Annotated in this window: 17 protein-coding genes; 7 read left to right on the top strand and 10 right to left on the bottom strand. The window is 68.4% G+C overall.

Features of this window, described 5'->3' with window-relative positions; genetic code table 11:
• Positions 1–99 precede the first annotated feature (99 nt).
• From E6G92_01210 to E6G92_01165, 10 genes are all read right to left on the bottom strand, one after another.
• Positions 100–1,296 (bottom strand): cell division protein FtsW, encoded by a 1,197-nt coding sequence (locus E6G92_01210; GenBank protein ID TMJ18499.1) that lies wholly within the window; start codon positions 1,294–1,296, stop codon positions 100–102.
• Positions 1,293–2,594 (bottom strand): UDP-N-acetylmuramoyl-L-alanine--D-glutamate ligase, encoded by a 1,302-nt coding sequence (gene murD / locus E6G92_01205; GenBank protein ID TMJ18498.1) that lies wholly within the window; start codon positions 2,592–2,594, stop codon positions 1,293–1,295. The genes E6G92_01210 and murD overlap by 4 nt, the downstream gene beginning before the upstream one ends.
• Complete coding sequence (locus E6G92_01200) at positions 2,591–3,661, bottom strand: phospho-N-acetylmuramoyl-pentapeptide-transferase (GenBank protein ID TMJ18497.1); 1,071 nt, start codon at positions 3,659–3,661, stop codon at positions 2,591–2,593. Before E6G92_01200 ends, murD begins: the two co-directional genes overlap by 4 nt.
• The gene (locus tag E6G92_01195; GenBank protein ID TMJ18496.1) at positions 3,661–5,061 is read right to left on the bottom strand and encodes a UDP-N-acetylmuramoyl-tripeptide--D-alanyl-D-alanine ligase; all 1,401 of its coding nucleotides are present in this window, start codon (positions 5,059–5,061) and stop codon (positions 3,661–3,663) included. The genes E6G92_01200 and E6G92_01195 overlap by 1 nt, the downstream gene beginning before the upstream one ends.
• A complete protein-coding gene (locus tag E6G92_01190) occupies positions 5,058–6,473 on the bottom strand; it encodes a UDP-N-acetylmuramoyl-L-alanyl-D-glutamate--2,6-diaminopimelate ligase (GenBank protein TMJ18495.1) in 1,416 nt (471 codons plus the stop codon). Before E6G92_01190 ends, E6G92_01195 begins: the two co-directional genes overlap by 4 nt.
• On the bottom strand, positions 6,473–8,170 hold the full coding sequence (locus tag E6G92_01185; GenBank protein TMJ18494.1) for a penicillin-binding protein 2: 1,698 nt from the start codon (positions 8,168–8,170) through the stop codon (positions 6,473–6,475). The genes E6G92_01190 and E6G92_01185 overlap by 1 nt, the downstream gene beginning before the upstream one ends.
• The gene (locus tag E6G92_01180) at positions 8,170–8,976 is read right to left on the bottom strand and encodes a hypothetical protein (GenBank protein ID TMJ18493.1); all 807 of its coding nucleotides are present in this window, start codon (positions 8,974–8,976) and stop codon (positions 8,170–8,172) included. Before E6G92_01180 ends, E6G92_01185 begins: the two co-directional genes overlap by 1 nt.
• Entirely contained in the window at positions 8,973–9,938 is a 966-nt protein-coding gene (rsmH, locus tag E6G92_01175) for a 16S rRNA (cytosine(1402)-N(4))-methyltransferase RsmH (protein TMJ18492.1), read from the bottom strand. The genes E6G92_01180 and rsmH overlap by 4 nt, the downstream gene beginning before the upstream one ends.
• A complete protein-coding gene (locus E6G92_01170; protein TMJ18491.1) occupies positions 9,935–10,420 on the bottom strand; it encodes a hypothetical protein in 486 nt (161 codons plus the stop codon). Before E6G92_01170 ends, rsmH begins: the two co-directional genes overlap by 4 nt.
• Positions 10,421–10,688: 268 nt before the next feature.
• Positions 10,689–10,961, bottom strand: a complete 273-nt coding sequence (locus E6G92_01165) for a hypothetical protein (protein TMJ18490.1) — start codon at positions 10,959–10,961, stop codon at positions 10,689–10,691.
• Positions 10,962–11,108: 147 nt separating this feature from the next.
• Between E6G92_01165 and E6G92_01160 the strand changes: the two genes are divergently transcribed.
• The 7 genes from E6G92_01160 to bfr all read left to right on the top strand — a co-directional run bounded on the left by E6G92_01160 (position 11,109) and on the right by bfr (position 16,512).
• A complete protein-coding gene (locus E6G92_01160) occupies positions 11,109–11,471 on the top strand; it encodes a hypothetical protein (protein ID TMJ18489.1) in 363 nt (120 codons plus the stop codon).
• 36 nt (positions 11,472–11,507) lie between these two features.
• Positions 11,508–12,119 carry a CHRD domain-containing protein gene (locus E6G92_01155; GenBank protein TMJ18488.1) on the top strand — a complete coding sequence of 204 codons (612 nt, stop codon included), beginning with the start codon at positions 11,508–11,510 and terminating at the stop codon, positions 12,117–12,119.
• A gap of 77 nt (positions 12,120–12,196) precedes the next feature.
• Positions 12,197–14,419 carry a phosphoribosylformylglycinamidine synthase subunit PurL gene (gene purL / locus E6G92_01150; protein TMJ18487.1) on the top strand — a complete coding sequence of 741 codons (2,223 nt, stop codon included), beginning with the start codon at positions 12,197–12,199 and terminating at the stop codon, positions 14,417–14,419.
• Positions 14,420–14,453: 34 nt separating this feature from the next.
• Positions 14,454–14,921 (top strand): hypothetical protein, encoded by a 468-nt coding sequence (locus tag E6G92_01145; GenBank protein TMJ18486.1) that lies wholly within the window; start codon positions 14,454–14,456, stop codon positions 14,919–14,921.
• A 16-nt stretch (positions 14,922–14,937) separates the two neighbouring features.
• A complete protein-coding gene (locus tag E6G92_01140) occupies positions 14,938–15,351 on the top strand; it encodes a DUF3052 family protein (protein TMJ18485.1) in 414 nt (137 codons plus the stop codon).
• Positions 15,352–15,544: 193 nt separating this feature from the next.
• Positions 15,545–15,715: a (2Fe-2S)-binding protein gene (locus tag E6G92_01135; GenBank protein TMJ18484.1), complete on the top strand. Its 171-nt coding sequence runs from the start codon at positions 15,545–15,547 to the stop codon at positions 15,713–15,715.
• Between the two features lie 317 nt (positions 15,716–16,032).
• Positions 16,033–16,512 carry a bacterioferritin gene (gene bfr, locus E6G92_01130; GenBank protein ID TMJ18483.1) on the top strand — a complete coding sequence of 160 codons (480 nt, stop codon included), beginning with the start codon at positions 16,033–16,035 and terminating at the stop codon, positions 16,510–16,512.
• Positions 16,513–16,891 lie beyond the last annotated feature (379 nt).

The following is a 16,891-nucleotide window of genomic DNA, read 5'->3' as shown; positions in this document are numbered from 1 at the left end:
CAGCTTCGCCTAAGCTCGCCAAAGAGCTCGCTAAGGCTGCGCAACCCTCTCCCCCAAGGGGAGAGGGAGCCTGAGCGGCGAGGACGTAGTGGCGCGAGATCATTTGAGCCCCTTCCACCGCACCACATAGGGCGTCGGATGGAGGTGCGGATTGCGGCGGCTGAAGGCGAGCAGCAGGCCGAAGCCCATCGCCAGGGCGATCATCGACGAGCCGCCATAAGAGATGAACGGAAGCGTCATGCCCTTGGATGGAGCGAGGTGGACGTTGACCATCATGTTGATCAGCGCCTGAAGCCCGAACTGGGTGACGAGGCCCGCGGTGGCGAGGACCAGGAACTTGTCCTCCTCGTTGAGCAGGCGGACGAGCACGCGAACGACGATCGTCATGTAGAGAATGGCGATGGCGAGGCAGGCGATGATCCCGAACTCCTCGCCGATCACCGAGAAGATGTAGTCGGTATGCGGCTCGGGCAGCGAGAATTTGCGGATACCCGCCCCCGGCCCGGCCCCGAACAGGCCGCCCGCGGTCAGCGTCCGAAGCGCCGATTCCACCTGGTAATTGTCGCCCTGGGAGAAGAGGAAGCCGTCGATCCGCTGGGTCGCCACCGGGTAGAAGAGATAGGCGAGCACCAGCCCGGCCGCGCCCGCCGCGCCGAGGCCGTAGAGAATGCGCATCGACGCGCCGGAGAGCATCAGCAGCACCACCCAGGCGGAAACGAAGATGATCGTCTCGCCGAGATTGGGCTGGCGCATCAGGAGGAGCGCGATCACGCCCGTCAACACCGCGGTCAGCGGCACGACGGGCAGGCTCGCATCCTTTTCCTTGAGCGACAGCAGCCAGGCGGTGGTGACGATGAACAGCGGCTTCAGGAATTCGGAGGGCTGGACCTGGGTAAAGCCCGCGCCGATCCAGCGCCGGGCGCCGTTCACCTCGACGCCGATGATCGGGACCAGGAAGAGCAGCAGGATGAAGAATATCGCGCCGGCGATCGACAGCCGCCGGGCGGTCGGCTTGGCGAGCATCGAGACCCCGATCATCACCGGAATGGCGAGCGCGACCCAGACCAGCTGGCGGTAGAAATAATAAAGCGGGGCGAAGCTCACGCCCGCCCCCGACAGGCGATGCCCCGCCGCCGGCGAGGCGGCGGCGACGGCGATCAGGCCAATGACGATCAGCACCGCGACGAGCACGAGCAAAACCTTGTCGATCTCCCAGAACCAGCGGCCGATCGCGCTTCGGTCCGAACGGCCGAGGCGCGGGGCCATCATCTTGCGGGTGGGTGCCGCGCTGCTCATGCCAAGGCCTCCACGGCGGCGCGGAACGCGTCCCCGCGCGCCTCGTAATCACGGAACTGGTCGAACGACGCGCAGGCCGGCGAAAGCAAGACGACCTCGCCCGGCGCCGCAGCCTCGGCTGCGTCCTTCACGGCGGTCACCAGCAATTCGGACTCGGTCACCGGCACCTTCCCTTCGAGCAGCCGGGCGAACATCGGCCCCGCCTCGCCGATCGTATAGGCGGCGCGTACGTGGCCGAGCTGGTTCTCGCAGGGGCCAAGATCGTCGGTCTTGGCGAGACCGCCGAGGATCCAGTGCACATGCGGATAAGCGGCCAGCGCCGGAGCGGCGCTGTCCGGATTGGTCGCCTTGCTGTCGTTGACGAACAGGATGCCGTCCTTCTCGGCAATCCGCTCCATGCGGTGCGGCAAGCCGCGATAGGTGCGGAAAGCCTCGCGAATTTCGCCAAAACTTACGAGACCGGTCATGAAGGCTGCTATTTGCGCAGCCGCGGCATTCTTCTTGTTGTGCGGCCCTTGGAGCGCGGGCCACTCACTTTGCTGTCCGAACAAACCGGCGTCCAACTCGTCAGCCTTGACTGGAATTGCGCCCCAATCCTCCGCGACTTTGGGGATGGCTCCGTTGTCGACCCCCGCATAGGCATGTCCGCCTTCACGCTGCATCTCAAACAGTCGCGCCTTTGAAGCCGCGTAAGCCTCGAAGCTCTCGTAACGGTCGAGATGGTCCGGCGTCACATTGAGCAATACTGCGACGTCGCAATCGAGGCTGAAGGTCAGGTCGATCTGGTAGCTGGACAACTCCAGCACATAGACGCCGACCCCATTCTCATTTGGCGCCAGCGGGTCCTGCGCGAGGATCGGCAGGCCGATATTGCCGCCCATCGTCGTCGGCACGCCGGCGGTCTTTAGGATGTGGTGGACGAGCGCGGTGGTGGTCGACTTGCCGTTGGTGCCGGTGATTCCCACCACCTTGTGCGGCGGCAGGGAGGCCCGCGCGAGCGCGAACAATTCGATGTCGCCGATCACGGGCACGCCGGCGGCCTTCGCCTTGCCGGCGATCGGATGACGGTTGAGCGGAACGCCGGGCGAGACGACGACTCCGTCAAAGCCGGCGAGGTCGATCTGGAGCGGATCGGCGATAGCCGCCTTGCCCGCCACCGCCGACCGCGCCTCCTCGCGCGCGTCCCAGGCGGTCACCTCCGCCCCGCTCGCGACAAGCGCCTCGACGCTGGCCAGGCCGGACCGCGCCAGCCCGAGCACCGCGTAGCGTTTGCCGCGGAAGGCGGGGCTCGCGATCACCGAAGCTTCAACGTCGAAAGGCCGGCCAGGGCCAGCACGAAGGCGATGATCCAGAAGCGGATGACGACGGTCGGCTCGGACCAGCCGAGCTGCTCGAAATGGTGATGGATCGGGGCCATCCGGAAGACCCGCCGGCCGGTGCGCTTGTAGACCGCGACCTGGATGATCACGCTGAGCGCCTCGACCACGAACAGGCCGCCGATGATTCCGAGCACGATCTCGTGCTGGGTCGAGACCGCGATCGCGCCGAGCGCCCCGCCGAGCGCGAGGCTGCCCGTATCGCCCATGAAGACGGCCGCCGGCGGCGCATTGAACCACAGGAACGCCAGCCCCGCCCCGACGATCGCCGAACAGAGCACCGTGAGGTCGCCCGCCCCCTTCACATAAGGGATTCCGAGATAGGGCGCGTAGAGGGCGTTGCCGACGAGATAGGCGATCAGCAGGAAGGCCATGGCGGCGATGATCACCGGCATGGTCGCGAGCCCGTCGAGCCCGTCGGTGAGGTTCACCGCATTGCCGAACGCGACCACCACGAACGCCGCGAACAATACGTAGAAGGGCCCGAGATCGACCACCGGTCCCTTATAGAAGGGGATGTAGAGCTCGCTCCCGGCGCCGCGCAGGATGAACCAGCAGCCGACACCGGCGACAAGGAACTCGGCGGCGAGCCGGACCTTGCCCGAGACGCCGGCATGGTGGCGCTTCTTCACCTTGTCGTAATCGTCGAGGAAGCCGATCAGTCCGAAGCCGACGGTGATTCCGAGGCAGGCCCACAAATAGCGGTTGGAGAAATCCATCCACAGGATCATCGAGACCGTGAGCGAGGTGAGGATCATCAGCCCGCCCATGGTCGGGGTTCCGCGCTTGGCGAGGTGGCTGAGCGGCCCGTCGTCGCGGATCGGCTGGCCCTTGCCCTGGCGGACCCGAAGCCAGCCGATAAACTTGGGGCCGATCAGCAGGCCGAGGAACAAAGCAGTCGCGGTGGCGGCGCCCGCGCGGAAGCTCAGGTAGCGGAAGAGGTTGAAGATCCCCGGATAGCCAAGCTGTTCTGCGATCCAGAGAAACATCAGTTCCCACCTGTCCCGAGCCCATCGGCGCCACCCGCGAGCGCTTCGACGAGGGCGGCGAGCCCGATCGAGTTCGATCCCTTGATCAGCAACGCGTCGCCGGGGCCGATCGCCCGGCGCGCGAGCGGGAGCGCGGCCGCCGCGTCGGCCACATGCGCCATTTCGACGTGGCCGCCAAGCGCTTTCGCGAGGCTCCCCATCTCCTCGCCGACGAGGATCGCATAATCGATTCCGGCCTCTTCAAGCGGCCCCGCGAGTGCTGCGTGGAAGGCGCCGCTGTCGGCGCCGAGCTCGCGCATCGCGCCGAGCACGGCGACCCGGCGGCCGGCGACCTTCTCCTCGCCGAGCACCTTCAGAGTCGCCGCCATCGATGCCGGGTTGGCGTTGTAGCTTTCGTCGATCAGCAGCGCCTCGCCGCCTTCGACCGCGATCCGGTGGCGCTCGCCGCGTCCCTTCAGCCCGCCGAGCTCGGCCAGCGCGAGGCCGGCGAGCGCGAGGTCGCCGCCGACCGCCTGCACCGCGGCCAGCACGGCCAGCGCATTGGCCACCCAATGCTCGCCGGGCTGCGAGATGGTGAAGCTGAGCTGCGCCCCGGGAAGCGAAGCGGTGACCATCGATCCGCCACGCGGGCCGCGGATGACGTAGGAGGCGCGAACGTCCGCGCCCTCGCCGAGGCCGAAGGTGACGATCCTCCCCGAATGGGGCGTGGCCGCGGCGATCAGGCGCTCGCGGTGGGAGCTGTCGAACGGGACGATCGCCGTGCCGCCGGGCTCCAGGCCCTCGAATATCTCGCCCTTGGCGTCGGCGATCTCCGCATCGCTGGCGAAGAACTGGCGGTGCGCCGGAGCGATGGTCGTGACGATCGCGACGTGGGGGCGGACGAGGCGGGTCAAAGCGGCGAGTTCGCCCTTGTGATTCATGCCCATTTCGAACACGCCGAAGCGCGTCTCGCGGGGCATCCGGGCGAGGCTCAGCGGCACGCCGGTGTGGTTGTTGTAGCTCTTGACCGAGCGGTGGGCGCGGCCGGGCGCGGCGCGCTCCAGCGCGGCGTAGAGCGCTTCCTTGGTCCCCGTCTTGCCCGCCGATCCGGTGACTCCGACGATTCGCGCCGAGCTGCGCGCGCGAGACGCCCGCCCGAGATCGTTGAGCGCCTGCGTCGTATCGGCGACGTGGACATGCGGACGGTCGATCGCCTCGCTGACGACCGCTCCGGCGGCGCCGGCGGCGAACGCCTTGCCGGCGAACAGGTGCCCGTCGGTCGCCTCGCCCTTCATCGCGACGAAGAGATCGCCAGTGCCGATCTCCCGCGAGTCGAACGCCACGCCGCCGGCCTCGAAATCGCCGTGGACGGTGCCGCCGGTCGCCTCGGCGATCTCCTGCGCGGTCCAGAGCGCGCTCACGCAGCCTCCTCCCGCGCGACGGTGACGTCGTCGAAGGGGAGCACGCGATCGCCGACGATCTGGCCCTGTTCGTGGCCCTTGCCGGCGAGGAGGACGATGTCGCCCTCCCCGGCCTCCGCGATCGCAGCGCGGATCGCCTCGCGGCGGCCCGCCACTTCGGTCGCGCCCGGCGCTCCCGAAAGGATGGCGCGGCGAATCTCGGCCGGATCCTCGCTGCGCGGATTGTCGTCGGTGACGATCGCCTTGTCCGCCAGCGCCGCGGCGACCTTGCCCATCTCGGCGCGCTTGCCGGTGTCGCGGTCGCCGCCGGCTCCGAAGATGATGATCAACCGGTTCTTCGTGTGGGGGCGAAGCGCCTCGATCGCGCTCTGGATAGCGTCGGGCGTGTGGGCGTAGTCGACATAGACCGGAGTCCCACGCCGGGTGATGACCGCGCGCTCGAGCCGTCCGCGCACCGGATGGACCCGCGCCAGATTGGCCAAGGTCTGCGCCACGTCGCCGCCGGTGGCGATGGCGAGGCCCGCCGCGGTCAGAGCGTTGGCGGCCTGGTAGGCGCCGATCAGGGCGAGCGTGACGACGTGGGTCTTGCCCCCCGCCAGAATCGTCAGCTTCTGGCCGAGCTGGGTCGTCTCGCGCTTGAGCAGCTTCAGCGCCTCTCCCCGAGCGCCGACGCTGAGGACGTTCAGCCCACGCGCCGCGCACCGCGCGATCACCTCGTCCGACTTGGAATCGTCGGTCCAGACCACCGCGCTGGCGCCCGGCTGGAGCACGTCCTCGAACAATCGCATCTTGGCTTCGAAATAGGCGTGCATCGTCTCGTGATAGTCGAGATGGTCGCGGCTGAAATTGGTGAACGCCCCGGCCTTCACCGGAAGCCCTTCGGTGCGGTATTGCGACAGGCCGTGGCTCGAGGCTTCGAACGCGGCATGGGTGATCCCCATCCGCTCGAGCCCGGCCATGTTGGACAGGAAGGTGACGATGTCGGGCGTGGTCAGCCCGGTCGTCACCTGCTCGTCCGAGGTGGTGACTCCGAGCGTGCCGATGCTCGCGGAAGGGTGCCCGGCCATCCGCCAGAGCTGGCGGACAAGCTCGACGTTCGAGGTCTTGCCGTTGGTCCCGGTCACCGCGACGACCGTTTCGGGGAACGGCTTGAAGAATTTGGCCGCGAGCCGGGCGAAATCCCTTCGCGGCTCCTCGGCGGGGATGTGCACCGCGCCGGTGACCCGCGCCTCCGGCCGGGACACGACCGCGATCGCTCCGTGCGAGACCGCCTCGCCGATATAATCCTCCCCGTTGAAGCGCGCGCCGCGAAAGGCGCCGAAGACGGTGCCCGGCGCCACCTTGCGGTGGTCGATGGCGAAGCCGGTGACGGCCTGGGTTTCTCCGCTGCCGATCAGCGTCCCCAGGCGCATCAGTGCCCCGGCGTTTCGGCCGAGGGCAGCAGGCCCGCGGTGTCGATGTCGCGGCTGTCGCTGGGGATGACTCCGAGCAGCGGCCCGGTGCGCGAGACGACGTGAGCGACGATCGGCGCGGCCGCGAAAGCGGCGGTGGTGACGAAGCTGTTGGCCTCGGTCGGTCTTGGAGCGTCCATCATGACGACCACCACATAGCGCGGCGCGTCCATAGGAAAAGCCGCCGCGAACGTGGAAACGTTCAAACTGCGGCTATAGCCCCCGGCCATCGCCTTTTCGCCGGTCCCGGTCTTGCCGCCGACCCGAAAGCCCGCGGCCTCGGCGCGCCGGCCGGTGCCGTGGAGGACGTTGAGGCGCAAGAGCTGGCGGATCTGGTAGCTGGTCCGCTCGGAATAGACCCGCCGGCCGGCGATTTCCCTTCCCGGCGGGACCCGCATCAGCGTCGCGGGCCGGAAGATTCCGCCGTTGACGAGGGCGGCATAAGCGCTGGCGAGGTGGAGCGGGGTGATCGCGAGGCTGTGCCCGAAGCCCGAGGTCATCACCGTCGAGCGGCTCCAGTCGCTCGGCCAGAGCGGGCGGGTGCGCTCGCGAAGCTCGATCAGCGGCGGCTCGTTGAAGCCGAGCGCGCGGAAAGCCGCCTGCATCCGTTGCGCGCCCATCGCCTCGGCGACGTGGGCGGTGCCGATATTGGAGGAATGGACGATGAGCTCGGGAATGGTGATCATCCGCGACAGAGCGTGCCCGGGATCGTCGTGGATGGCGAAGCGGCCGATCGGGATCGGCGCCGTCGCATCCCAGCGCTGCTGCATCGAGGTCACCACGCCCGCCTCCATCGCGGCCGCGACGGTGATCGGCTTGAAGGTCGAGCCGAGCTCGTAGACGCCCATCGTCGCGCGGTTGTAGAGCGCGTTGGCGTCGGTGCGGCCGGTCGCGTTCGGGTTGAACGTCGGCGCCGAGGCCATGGCGATGACTTCGCCGGTGGCGACGTCCATCACGATTCCGGTGCCGCCTTCGGCCTGCATCGACGTGACGGCGGTGGCGAGCTCGCTTTCCAGGAGCGCCTGGACCCGGCTGTCGATCGAAAGCGCGACGGGCTCGCCGCGCAAGGCGGGGTCGCTGAGCCGGTCGTCCAGCACCCGCTCCATCCCGGCGACGCCGTGGCCCTGGCTGTCGGTCCAGCCCAAAACGTGGCCGGCCATCATCGTCTGCGGATAGAGGCGCTGGGGCTCGCGGTCGAAGACGATGCCCGGCTCGCCGAGCGCGTTCACCGCGGCGACCAGCTCGGGCAGCGCCCGCCGCGCGAGATAGGTGAAATTGGTCCGGCGGCTCAGCATCGCGCGATATTCGGCGACGCTGTGCTCGGGCATCAGCACGGCGAGCCGCTGGGCCAGCTCGCGCCGGTCGCCGATGATCCGTTGCGGGTGCACCCCGATCGACCAGGCGTCGATCGTCCGCGCGAGGGGAATGCCGTTGCGATCGACGATGTCGCCGCGCGCGGGCAGCAGCGGATTGACGAGCTGCGAGGCGCCCGAGCGATCGGTGAAGATCTGGAGCATCGCCAGACGGGCGACGATGACGAACGTGACTCCGACGAACAGAAGCATCACCAGCATCAGCCGGTGATAGGTCAGCGCGAGGCCGTGCTCCTGAAGGACTGGCGGCGCGGGCCGCTCGATCCGCGCGGCGAGCGTCGCCATCAGTCGCGCGTTCCGCCGCGGCCTTCGGCGCGGGCGGCGGTGCCGAGCTCGCGCACGGTACGGTCGTCGAGAAGGGATGAGCCGCGGCTCCGCGGTGCCGCCGCCTGGGGGCGGGCAGGCGCGCTGGTGGATGAGCGCTGCGTAGCCGGGCGCGCTTCCGCGCTGGCGATACGAACGGGAGCGCGGGGCGCCGTGCGCGGCGCGACTTGCTGCGGCGCGGTCTCACGCGAAGCCGTGGCGGTGGCGGCCGGCCGGCGCTCTGGCGTCACGGGCGTGGAAGCAGCGACGGGGGGCCGGCTCGCCGGGGGCGCCGAGCGCGCGGCGGCTGGGACGGGCGCGGGCTGAGTCACCGTCAAGCTCGCGCGCTGGACCATCGGCTGGGCGATCGGCGGCGGCGCGGAGATGGCGGCCCTGTCGGCGACCGCATGCTGAGGCGCCGGGGTCGCCGGGGCCGCGGGCGCCGTCTCGGCCGAGGCCATGCGGACCTCGGCGGCGGTGTCGAGCGGCTGCGGCTGGCTGGTGCTGAACCGGGCCAACTGGACGTTCGACTGAAGATATTGACCGGAGACAGGCGCCGAAAGCGCGAGCACCTCCTCGTTCCACTGCTCGAGCTGCTGGAGGCGGCCGCGCGTTCCGAGCTCGGTCTGAAGCGATCGGATCTGCTGCTGCGTGGCGACGATCCGCCGCTCGAGGCTGGCGACGTCGGCCCGCTCCGAGGCGACCCTCAGCGATAGCATGTAGCAGCCGAGCGCGGCCGCGCCGACGGCGGCGACCCACCCGACGGGCTTGAAGCCGTTGGCGATCACAAGCGTGCTCCTTCACTGTCGTTCCATGCCGGGGCCGAGGTCCGCCGCGCGGCGCGTAGGGTTGCCGAGCGGGCCCGGGGATTGGCCTTTACTTCCGCCTCGCCGGCGCGGGCGGGCTTGGCCACCGCTTCGAAGGTCGGCGCCGGAGCGCCGCTTTCGTTGGCGGCGGGCAGATGGCGCGATCCCGAGGGCAACGAACCGCTGCGGGTTTTAAGGAAGCGCTTCACGATCCGGTCCTCGAGCGAGTGGAAGGTGACGACCGCGAGCCGCCCGCCGGGCGCGAGCACCTGCTCCGCCGCAGCGAGGCCGCCTTCGAGCTCGCCGAGCTCGTCGTTGACGTGGATCCGGATCGCCTGGAAGGTGCGGGTCGCCGGATCCTTCTTCATTCCCGGATGGTGGCCGAGCGCCTTGCGCACGACTTCGGCCAGCTGCCCCGTGCGCTCGATGGGCCGGGCGGCGACGATCGCCCGCGCGACCCGGCGCGACCGCGGCTCCTCGCCATAATGATAGAGGACGTCGGCGATCTCTTCCTCGTCCGCCTCGTTGACGAAGTCGGCGGCGCTCCGCCCGTCCTTTCCCATCCGCATGTCGAGCGGCCCGTCGGCCTGGAAGGAGAAGCCTCGCCCGGCCTGGTCGAGCTGCATCGAGGAGACGCCGATATCGAGCGCGACCCCGTCGACCTGCTCGACCCCGCGGGCGCGAAGCGCCTGACGCATCCGGCTGAAGCATTCCGGCACAAGCGTCAGGCGTCCCCCGCTCAAAGCGGCCAGCGCTTCGCCATACTGGATCGCCTCGGGATCGCGATCGAAAGCGAAGACGCGGGCCGCCCCTCTATCCAGGATGGCCTTGGTGTAGCCGCCGGCGCCGAACGTGCCGTCGACATGAGTCTCGCCGGGAGCGACGGCGAGCGCGTTGACGGCCTCTTCGGCGAGGACGGGAATGTGGGGCGCGGCGGCGGTCACGAAGCGTTCCCCCGCTCTTCGAGCCGGTAGGCGGCGAGCTCGGCGAGGTCGGCGTCGCCGCTGTCGAGCGCGAGCTGCGGGTTCCACAGCTCGAACGTCTCGCCGGCGCCGATGAACAGGACGAGATCGTCGATCCGCGCGATCTTGCGCATCATCGGAGGCAGGATGATCCGGCCAGAGGAATCCCAGCCGCAGGATTCGGTCAGCGCGAAAGCGCGGCGGTTGCGGCTGTGATGGGCGCGAAGGTCGACGCCCTGCTCCTCGTCGCGAAGCTTGCGGCGGTTCACGTCCGCCAGCACGTTGCCCTTGTAATTGGCGTCATAGCCGACGAGGCAGGAATCGACCTCGTGCTTGCCGATGACGATGAGCTTTTCGGGGGACCGGCGCTCGATCATCGCGCGGATGAAGGCGGGAACGGAGAGGCGGCCCTTGCCGTCCACCGCGTTGAGAGCGCTCCCGTTATAGAGATGCTCCTGATCCACGCTCGGTCCGTCCCCTACACACAGACCTTCCCTGTTCGCGGGCGCGCGCCATCGCTTCGCCCCGCGTCCCTCGCGGTTGAACAGGAAATGCCCCTAATTGCCCGCAGTGGATAACAGGATGGGCATGGGTTTGGAAGGGGATTTTATGCCTTTTTGCGGGATTTCATACCACCAGAGGGGAAAAGGCGGCGCCGAAGCGCGAAAGAAAGGCGCGAAGCCAAGTCGTTGTTCTTCTTTAGTTCTGTGGATAAGTCCGTGAGTTCTCGATTCAGCGCGATTGCGCCGGCGGAGCGGGGGCTTGCGCGCCCGCTCCGTTCGAGTCGGCCGTCCCGGGCGCGACCCCCAGCTCGGCGAGCGGCTCCGACGGCTGCTCGGCCGGCGCCGGGGTGGCCGCGGCGGGGGCGTGTCCCGCTTTTTGCTGCTCGATCGTGTTCGCTGTGATCGGGGGCTCGCCGGCGGGGCGCCTGGTGAAGATCGCCGCCAGCAACACCGCAAGAAAAACAAAGGCTAGACCGGTCAGTCCGACCCGAACCCGCTGCATGCGAAACCCTCTCCCTCGCCGCCAGCCTAATAAGGCCCGAGCGGTTTGTCGAACCCCGCGGGCGTCTCGTCGAACGGCGCCCGCCGGAAGGCCCCCGCGACAATTTCGATCTTGACGATTTATGCTGCGACCGCGAAGGATCAGGCCATGTCCAAGACCCCCCTCCTCGCCGCTGCGGCCAGCGCGGCGCTCTTCACCCTTTCGGCGTGCGGCCCAAGCGCGCCCGAAGTCGTCAACACCTACGATCCCCAGGCCGAGGCGCTCGCCAACGCGGCTCCGGTGCAGCTGCCGCCGGCGGTGACCGACAGCCGCACCTACCGGTGCAGCGACAACAGCCTGGCCTATGTCGATTTCTACAACAACAACACGGCCGTCTACCGGCGCACCCAGAACGGCGCGACGACCAGCCTGACCCAGGCGAACGGCGCCGGCCCCTATACGGGCGAAGGCGTCACCGTCAGCGGCAGCGGCACCAACGTCACGATCAACGGCAAGTCCTGCCACACCTGATCGTCCCCGCTTTCCTCGTTCCAGGCCGGTTCGGACATGTCTGGGCCGGCCTTTTTCGTTGGGCGTCGTGCGGAAAAGCCCCTCGCCTCGTCGCGCCTCTCCCGTAACGAGTGGAACCGCGCCTCCTTCCCCCGCCTTCTCTTTCCGAGCCGCCCGCGCCCGCGGGGTGCGACGGCTTGTGTCATGAAAAGAGGAGATTTCGAGATGTTCAGGACCCGTTCGAGCCGCCTGGTGCTGGCGGCCCTGGGGGGCGCGGCGATGATCGCCGGCGCCGCGGCGCCTGCGCTCGCCGCCACCGACTTCCACGCCGTGCTCAACGGCGACAACGTGCCGGGCGCCGCCGATACCGACGGCTGGGGGCGCGCCAAGATCGCCATCCACCACGAGCGCCACCAGCTCTGCACCGATCTGGAGGTGCGCAGCATCGGCTCGGTCACCTCGGTCCAGATCTACCGCGGCGGCGCCGGCGGGCAAGGCGAGCCGGTTTCGAGGATCGAGCGGCCCGACGACAATGACAGCTGGGACTGCAAGGCGATCGGCGATTCGCTCGCTCAGGAGATCGAGAGCAACCCTTCCGCCTTCTACGTCGAGGTCCGCACCGAGGAATTCCCCAACGGAGCGATCCGCGGCCAGATCATGCCCGGCTAAGGCACGCCGCAGAGTGCCCCCTCCCGCTCCGGTGGGAGGGGGTAGCTGCATGCATCCGCGCTCGCTATGCGCCCGGCATGGCCGAATCCCCGATCACGCCGCAAATCGTCGCCGAGCACGGCCTCTCCCGCGAGGAATATGAGCGGGTCCTCCACGCGCTGGGGCGGGAGCCGAACCTCACCGAGCTCGGCATCTTCTCGGTCATGTGGTCGGAGCATTGCTCCTACAAATCCTCCCGGATCCACCTTAAGAAGCTGCCGACCGAGGCGCCGTGGGTGATCTGCGGCCCGGGCGAGAATGCCGGAGTCATCGACATCGGCGACAATCAGGCCGCCATCTTCAAGATGGAGAGCCACAACCACCCGTCGTATATCGAGCCCTATCAGGGCGCGGCGACCGGGGTCGGCGGCATATTGCGCGACGTCTTCACCATGGGCGCCCGGCCGATCGCCAATCTGAACGCGCTTCGCTTCGGCCGGCCGGACCATCCCAAGATGCGCCACCTGATCGCCGGAGTCGTCGCCGGGATCGGCGGCTACGGCAACTGCGTCGGAGTCCCCACGGTCGGCGGCGAGGTGAACTTTCACCCCGCTTATGACGGCAACATCCTGGTCAACGCGATGACCGTCGGAGTCGCCGAGCAGGACAGGATCTTCTATTCGGCCGCCTCGGTCGTCGGCAATCCGATCGTCTATGTCGGCTCCAAGACCGGCCGCGACGGGATCCACGGCGCGACCATGGCCAGCGCGGATTTCTCCGAGGACAGCGAGGAGAAGCGCCCCACCGTCCAGGTCGGCGATCCGTTCACCGAGAAGCTCCTGATCGAGGCCTGCCTCGAGCTGATGGCCTCCGACGCGATCGTCGCCATCCAAGACATGGGCGCGGCCGGCCTCACCTCCTCCTCCGTCGAGATGGCGTCGAAGGGCGGGGTCGGAATCGAGCTCGACATGAACGCGGTCCCCGTCCGCGAGGAGGGGATGACGCCCTACGAGATGATGCTCTCGGAGAGCCAGGAGCGGATGCTGATGGTCCTGAAGCCCGGCCGCGAGGCCGAGGCTGAAGCCATCTTCCGCAAGTGGGAGCTGGACTTCGCGGTGATCGGCACCGTCACCGATACCGGCCACATGGTGCTCAAGTGGAACGGCGAGGTGGCCGCCGACATCCCCCTCGCCCCGCTCGCCGACGAGGCGCCGCTCTACGACCGCCCCTACGCCAGCCCGGAGGCATACAGGGCATGGGCGGCCGTGAAGCCGCTCGGCGATCTGCCCGAAAGCACCGACATCGCCGCCGACCTCCTCAAGCTGATGGCCTCCCCCGACATCGCCAGCCGCCGCTGGATCTGGGAGCAATACGACCAGAAGGTCGGCGGCGACACGGTCCAGGCGCCAGGCGGCGACGCGGCTGTGGTTCGAGTCCACGGCACTAACAAGGCGCTGGCCGTCACCACCGATTGCACCCCCCGCTATTGCTATGCGGACCCGTATGAAGGCGGACGCCAAGCGATCGCCGAGGCTTGGCGCAACCTCTGCGCGGTCGGCGCCACTCCGCTGGCGGTCACCAACTGCCTCAACTTCGCCAATCCCCAGCGGCCCGAAATCATGGCCCAGATCGTGGGCTGCCTCGAAGGCATGAGCGAAGCCTGCCGGGCGCTCGACTTCCCGATCGTCTCCGGCAATGTGAGCCTCTACAACGAGAGCAAGGCCACAGGCGGCGGCAGCGCCATCCTCCCCACGCCGGCGATCGGCGGCGTCGGGCTGCTTGCCGATTGGAAGGCGAGCGCAACCATCGCCTTCAAGGCGGACGGCGACGACATCTGGCTGATCGGCGACTGGCCCGGGCATCTCGGCCAGTCGCTCTGGCTCCGCGAGGTCGCCGGCCGGGAAGACGGCCCGCCGCCGCCGGTCGACCTCGCCGCCGAGCGCCGCCATGGCGAAGCGATGCGCGAGGCGATCGCCGCCGGTCTGGTCACGGCGGTCCACGACATTTCCGACGGCGGGCTGCTCGTCGCTTTGGCCGAAATGGCGCTGGCCGGAGGCCGCGGCGCGCTGCTCGACGATCGCGTGCCCCTCACGCCGGCCACCCTCTTCGGGGAAGACCAGGGACGCTACATAGTCACCACCGGCAATTCGGACCCCCTGCTCCGCGCGCTCGCCGCGGGGTCCGTGCCGCACCGCTTCCTGGGCTCGGTCGGCGGAAGCGCGCTTGGCATCGGCACCGCGACGATCCCGCTCGCCGATCTCCGCGCCGCGCATGAGGGCTTTTTCCCTTCGCTTATGGGTGATAGCCTCGAAGCGCTGTAGCCCCGGGCTCGGGCGGCTTCGGGAGTGAAGTGCCATGCCCAGATTGCTGCGTCCCATCCTCCTCGCCACGCTCGTCGCCGGAACGCTCGACATCGTCGCCGCGATCGGGCTGACCGTCTATTACGGCCGCCGCGGCGTCGGCGACATGCTGCGCTACGTCGCCTCCGGCCCCTTCCCCGCCGCGACCGGATGGGGACCGGGCGGCGCGGCGCTCGGCCTCGCCACCCATTTCGCGCTGATGCTGGCGATGGCGGCCGCGTTCGTGCTCGCCGCGTCGCGCCGGCCAAAGCTGTGGCGAAGGCCGCTGCTCTGGGGCCTCCTCTACGGCCTCGCCACCTATGCGGTGATGAACCTGATCGTCGTGCCGATGCGCTGGCCCGAGGCCTTCCCGCCCAGTCCGCGCTCGGTGGGCACGCAGCTCTTCTGCCACATCGTCCTGGTCGGCATCCCCGTCGCCTGGATCGCCGCCCGCCATTTCCGCCGCCGGAGCGCTTTCGCCTAACTCGTAAGGGAGCCCGATGACCGCCGGTTACTCAGCCACGCCGCTGGCGAGGAAGCTCTCGCTGAAGGACGGCCTGCGCGTCTGGTGGGACGAGATGCCGGCCAGCGTCCGCGCGGAGATTGGAGCCGCGGACCTCGACATGCAGGAGCTCGCCCGGCCCGAGGCTCCTCTCGACGCCGCCCACATCTTCGTCACCCGCCGCGCCGACCTCGAAGCCCATATCGCCCGCCTCCGCCCGGCGCTCGCCCCGGCCGGCTTCATCTGGGTCTCCTGGCCGAAAAAGGCCGCGCGCGTGCCGACCGACATCACCGAGGACGTGATCCGCGACATCGCGCTCCCCACCGGCCTGGTCGACGTCAAGGTCTGCGCGGTCGACGAGACATGGTCCGGGCTGAAGCTGGTGATCCGCAAGGAATTGCGCGCATCCTGAGGGTAGAAGGCAGGAGTCGTCCCGGCGAAGGCCGGGACCCATGAACACGGCTCAAGGAACGATACGCGTTGGCGTCTCCGCCATTCCGTCGAAGCTTCGGTTCATGGGTCCCGGCCTTCGCCGGGATGACTCCTCCTCCGCGCCGGCAAAACGCTATTGCGAACAAGTCGCATTATCGATACATCCGATTTCCATGATCGTTTGCGTCTGTAATGCGATTCGCGAGAACGAGGTCCGCGCCGCCGCCCGGGCCGGCGCCTCCTGCCCGACCAGCGCCTATCGCGCGCGCGGCTGCAAGCCCCGCTGCGGCCAGTGCTTCACCTTCGCCCGAGAGATCATCGCCGCCGAAACCGCGCGGGCGTGAGGCCCGTTCCGTCCCTCTCGTCATTCCCGCGAAAGCGGGAATCCAGCTTCCTTCAAAAACCTTCCTTCGCGTCTTCGCGTCTTCGCGTGAGAAAAACGAAATAGGGGTCACGCGAAGCCGCGAAGGACGCGAAGAAGAGAAAGCGGGATTCCCGCTTTCGCGGGAATGACGCAATGGCGCGCGAACGCCTCGCAATTGCGCTCCCGCGCCTGCGACCGCCTCGCAAGTTCAGTCTAATTTTTCGCGGTTTTCCGCCATTTTTTCTCGATGCTTTCGCCGACGCCCGCGCTATAAGCCCCTGCGAACAGGAGGCGGCGATGAAGGGCGACGACAGGACACTCCAGCTGCTCAACGAGACGCTGAAGAACGAGCTCACCGCGATCAACCAATATTGGCTCCATTACCGGATGCTCGACAATTGGGGCGTCGCCCGCCTGGCCGAATATGAGCGCCACGAATCGATCGACGAGATGAAGCACGCCGACCGCCTCGCGGAGCGGATCCTGTTCCTCGAAGGCCTTCCCAACCTCCAGATGCTCGGCCGCCTTCGCGTCGGCGAGACCGTCGAGGAGATATTGAAGGCCGACCTCGAGCTCGAGCTTGAGGCGGTCGAGCAGCTCAAGGGCGCGATCGCCCATTGCGAGCAGGCCCGCGACTTCGTCAGCCGCGACCTCTTCGCCTCGATCCTCGAAAGCGAGGAAGGCCATGTCGATTTCCTCGAAACCCAGTTCGAGATGATCGGGCGGATGGGGCTTCAGAACTATATCCAGCTCCAGAGCAAGCCGGCGGAGGGTTGACGGCTCGATCCTCGCGGTCCCGGGCTCCCTCTCCCGTGGGGAGAGGGTTGGGGTGAGGGGCTCGAGCGTTCGAGGAAAATCTCTGACTCCGTACCCCCCTCACCCTACCCTCTCCCCACGGGAGAGGGTTTTCCGACTTGAGCGACACCACCGCCGCCGGCCCTTTCCCCTCCCTGCCTTCAGGGAGGGGACCGAGGGGTGGGTGCGCGCGCAGCGAGCCGCTTTGAGCGCGCGCCGCGCAAGCCGTTCCCAGCCGCGCGCGCCCCCGATTAGGCTCTCCCCCCATTCCGTGCTAAGAGCGCCGCGCTTCGGTCGCAACAGACGGTCTTCGGCGCTTTGCGGCTCCTACTTCCTTCTCTCGGCTTCCCCAGCGAAAGGG

The organism is Alphaproteobacteria bacterium (assembly GCA_005883305.1).
GTDB lineage: Bacteria > Pseudomonadota > Alphaproteobacteria > Sphingomonadales > Sphingomonadaceae > Allosphingosinicella.
This window is presented reverse-complemented; position numbering and strand designations above follow the sequence as displayed.